This window comes from Microcoleus sp. AT8-A3, from assembly GCF_036705675.1.
In the GTDB taxonomy this organism is placed as follows: Bacteria; Cyanobacteriota; Cyanobacteriia; order Cyanobacteriales; family Microcoleaceae; genus Microcoleus.
This window is the reverse complement of the sequence record NZ_JAUBVD010000127.1, coordinates 1-3,496: the sequence shown is the minus strand read 5'-3', so window position 1 is coordinate 3,496 and position 3,496 is coordinate 1. Positions and strand designations below refer to the sequence as shown.

6 protein-coding genes are annotated in these 3,496 nt (G+C 42.8%); 3 read left to right on the top strand and 3 right to left on the bottom strand.

Features of this window, described 5'->3' with window-relative positions; translation table 11 throughout:
• Positions 1-293 precede the first annotated feature (293 nt).
• The 3 genes from QUB51_RS30110 to QUB51_RS30100 are packed head-to-tail and all read left to right on the top strand — an operon-like array spanning position 294 to position 1,362.
• Positions 294-569 (top strand): hypothetical protein, encoded by a 276-nt coding sequence (locus tag QUB51_RS30110; RefSeq protein ID WP_333058078.1) that lies wholly within the window; start codon positions 294-296, stop codon positions 567-569.
• 39 nt (positions 570-608) lie between these two features.
• The gene (locus QUB51_RS30105; RefSeq protein ID WP_333058079.1) at positions 609-1,229 is read left to right on the top strand and encodes a Uma2 family endonuclease; all 621 of its coding nucleotides are present in this window, start codon (positions 609-611) and stop codon (positions 1,227-1,229) included.
• Positions 1,216-1,362, top strand: coding sequence for a hypothetical protein (locus QUB51_RS30100; protein ID WP_333058081.1), 147 nt, complete (start codon positions 1,216-1,218; stop codon positions 1,360-1,362). The genes QUB51_RS30105 and QUB51_RS30100 overlap by 14 nt, the downstream gene beginning before the upstream one ends.
• 109 nt (positions 1,363-1,471) lie before the next feature.
• Here QUB51_RS30100 and QUB51_RS30095 read toward each other — a convergent pair whose 3' ends face one another.
• The 3 genes from QUB51_RS30095 to QUB51_RS30085 form a co-directional block, all read right to left on the bottom strand.
• Positions 1,472-1,993: a hypothetical protein gene (locus QUB51_RS30095; RefSeq protein WP_333212547.1), complete on the bottom strand. Its 522-nt coding sequence runs from the start codon at positions 1,991-1,993 to the stop codon at positions 1,472-1,474.
• A gap of 411 nt (positions 1,994-2,404) precedes the next feature.
• Positions 2,405-2,764, bottom strand: a complete 360-nt coding sequence (locus tag QUB51_RS30090; RefSeq protein ID WP_015179737.1) for a hypothetical protein — start codon at positions 2,762-2,764, stop codon at positions 2,405-2,407.
• A 283-nt stretch (positions 2,765-3,047) separates the two neighbouring features.
• A complete protein-coding gene (locus QUB51_RS30085; protein WP_333264538.1) occupies positions 3,048-3,419 on the bottom strand; it encodes a hypothetical protein in 372 nt (123 codons plus the stop codon).
• Positions 3,420-3,496 lie beyond the last annotated feature (77 nt).

Sequence of the window (3,496 nt, the reverse complement as noted above, 5' to 3'; positions counted from 1 at the left end):
TCTACTGAATATGCTTTCATTTGTGTATTTTTTTAATCTATTCTTATTGTACCTCATAACACCCGGAAGTGCTGTAAAGGTTGACGCTGCTCGCTGCCCGGTGTCTCCTGAGTTGGGTGCATTTCCTAGTGCCTCCTGAGATAAGTCAACCCCTGACTTGCCAGCCCCAAAGCCAGACACCAGATTGAAGAAGTTGACTCGTATAGGTTGATTCCATATTACCTATAGTACCACGGAATTATGCTCGTAATGTGGGATAATAAAGAAAAAAGTCGAAAGGATAATGTTGCAAAATGCCCCCAAGCAAAGGAACGCAGCTCCACCCCAACTCTCTAGCTAATTTAAAGTTAGGCGGAGGCGAACCTCGATATGAGGAGCCAAAAAAGCAAAGGAACATTCAGGTAACATCTGCGGGGTGGGAAGGTTTTCGCGCTATTGCTAGAGAGCGCGGATTGAGTTTGAGCGAGTTGATCGAACAGATTGGCAGGCGCAAGATTACTTTGACTGACGCCGAGGAACAAAGTCGCAAACAACCCACAGCCAATCTTTCAGGTATGGGGAGGCTTTGAATAAAGACGTACATTGCCGTCGGATGAGGAACAAACACAATGGTTCAATCACCTCCAAAACTTATAACTGTTGATGAATTTATTACAAACTACGGCGACAGCGATTGCTACGAACTGATTGATGGTGAATTAACCGAAATGGAACCAACAGGGCCGCACGAACAAGTATCCGGTTTTCTGGGACGAAAACTGAATGTAGAAATTGACCGCCTGGATCTACCCTACCTTATCCCCCCTCGCTGTCTCATCAAACTATTAGGAACAGCAACAGCATTTCGCCCCGATGTGCTTGTATTAGACCAAACTCGACTAATTAATGAACCTTTGTGGCAACAAGAACCTGTAATTACATCAGGTTCCTCAATTAAACTGATTGCTGAAGTCGTTAGCACCAACTGGCAGAACGATTACGCTCGCAAAGTTGAAGATTACGCCCTGCTTGGAGTGCCTGAGTATTGGATTGTTGACTATTTGGGCATTGGTGGCAGAGAATATATTGGCAAACCCAAACAGCCGACAGTTACAATTTGTACGCTGCGAGAAGACGAGTATCAAAAACAGTTGTTTCAAAATGACGATCGGCTTATTTCATCAATCTTTCCTGACTTGCAATTAACCGCACAAAAAATCTTCGCTGCCGGCAGATATGCTGCTATGTAGCTTATATCTAGGTAACGTCGGTAGGATGGAGGAAATTCGTGCGATCACAATTGAACGGGGATTGAGTCTCAACGAGTTGAGCGAACAGATTGGCAAGGGTCGGATTCCCCTTGGCGCTCAAGAAAGTAACTAATAGCTGGGTCAGGAAAAGGAGGGTGCATTCAAAAAAACTTTCTATCAAATCGTTACCATAAGTTGTTTTGAAATAAAAGACTAATTGGCTTGTTGATTCCCCGATCGTGCTAACTAACTCTCAAAATTTGCTCAATTAGGGAGACAACTTGCTGCGGTCGATGGTCAAAGTGCTTCTTGATTTGAAATTTTAACGAATCTGCTGGCACATCTTTTTTGTTGAGTTTCACGCGAATATGCTCACTTCGTGGGAGAGTGGAATTGAGCGCTCTAATAACGGTGCGGCATTGTCGAAGAGTCAGGCTATCGACTTGAATGAAGGGTAGATTTAATGTATCGGTATCGAGTTGAATATTAGAAGCAAATTCGGCTTTAAATTGTAGCGAAGAGGTGAGGCGCTGTTCTTCTGTGGGTTCTGGAGTTGCTGCCGATTCGGTAACAGCAGGAAAGGAAGCAATTTCATTGAGAAGAGGCACAAAATCTGGGGCAAGTTCTGCTGAGAGTTTTTCAGAATGATTCATCCGCTTCGATGCTAACAGCGTAGCGAGATAGTGAACAATTAAGCCACCGTAACCAAAAATTACCACAGTTTCAATTGTGAGGGTAAGAAAATGCTGAATAGGTTCGTACATGATTATAATTTGCAAGTGGAACATCTCTCAAACGCGCTCGCGTTTAATATCAAAGCTTTTTAACAAGAACAGTTATTTAATTTATTGCAAAACGGTTTTACGCTGACTTATTAAGTAACCTACATTCTCGGATAAAACCAATTAACTATATATAACTTACGGTTTGTAACTGTGTTGCAAAGGTTTGAGATTATTCGCATTACTTGCGGAAGCTTTCCTACGCTCGATGGTAAACTCCGTCAAGGGTTCAGAATGACATAATCAAGTTATTACTCCATAAGTGCTATTAACTAAATCCTTGTGAGAATGCGATCATAAATGTCGCAAATCGAACTGGTGCGGTGGGTGGGCGGGCCAAACAAATCCTGCTTGGAGCAGGATTTTATCCCCTTTATCGGGGGTCGTCATTGATTACTTGACAAAATCATCAATCTCTTCATTATCGTCAGTTGCCTTTTTCTTATGAGAAGCTTTGACTGCCGATTCGATATAACGGAAGTGCAAGTCAATCACTGCTTGCTCAGATGAAAGCCAGTAAACGTTGCTCAAGATTTCTTCAAGCATCTCGTCAGCCGAGTAGCCTTCATATTGCTTGTTAAACCAAGTATTGAACGCTTCCCAGTCAAGAGCTTTACCTTTCTGCAACTGTCGCTGTTTGGCACGTCCCGTTAACTCGCGGGCAACGTGCAAAAACATCTCGAAGCGCTGTTCTTCAAGAGTTTCTGCAAATTGCTTTTGCATCGGAGTTGGAGCGGATTTGCGATTAGCCATGATTAACCCTCAAGCGTGTTTTTTTTCACAACTAAAGCGACGGCAGTCTGCTAATTACAATTAATTCAAAAAAATTAGTGGGTGGGTGAGTGGGTAAAATTAAATTCACAACCAAGGTCCAATTTTCCTTGATTGTGAATTTGTTGGGTCTGCTTCCCAGAGCGTCCTGATTCGGACGGTGGCGACAATCATTACCCTGAATCGCAATTCGTGGAAAAGGCCTCGATAGAGGCAAAAAAATGCTCTGCTTTTTCAGCAGAGCTTTCTAATCAAACTTTAGCAATTATTCGTCGTCTTCCTCAAATTCTTCGTCTTCGTCTAAACTAAAATCATCCTCCTCATCGTCATCATCCTCATCCTCATCCTCATCGCCTTCTTCGTCTTCGTCATCCTCATCAATTTCATCGAGTATGTCATCAATTTCATCATCTTCATCATCGAGTTCGTCGTCCTCATCGAGTTCTTCAGTATCTTCTTCTGAGGATTTAGCTAACTCGTTGCGACGCTTTAAGCTTTGAGCATTGAACTCCATTAAATCGGCAATGGCAGCTTGCGGGTTGTCAGCAATTGTATCGTAAAGTTGGCTCATCGCTAAGGCAACAACTTCGACACCATACTTGAGTTCCTCGGGCCGGCCAACTAGCTTGGGAAACACAAGACATCTCCAAAATAGTAACATTATGTGGTAAAAGAACATAAGAGACCTTTTTTTACACAGAAAGATGAGCGACA

What these genes read in the sequence shown, in the direction of transcription:
- QUB51_RS30100 (WP_333058081.1), top strand. Translation starts at nt 1,216, where the DNA reads ATGCTGCTATGTAGCTTATATCTAGGTAACGTCGGTAGGATGGAGGAA.
- QUB51_RS30110 (WP_333058078.1), top strand. Translation starts at nt 294, where the DNA reads ATGCCCCCAAGCAAAGGAACGCAGCTCCACCCCAACTCTCTAGCTAAT.
- QUB51_RS30095 (WP_333212547.1), bottom strand. Translation starts at nt 1,993, where the DNA reads ATGTACGAACCTATTCAGCATTTTCTTACCCTCACAATTGAAACTGTG.
- QUB51_RS30105 (WP_333058079.1), top strand. Translation starts at nt 609, where the DNA reads ATGGTTCAATCACCTCCAAAACTTATAACTGTTGATGAATTTATTACA.
- QUB51_RS30090 (WP_015179737.1), bottom strand. Translation starts at nt 2,764, where the DNA reads ATGGCTAATCGCAAATCCGCTCCAACTCCGATGCAAAAGCAATTTGCA.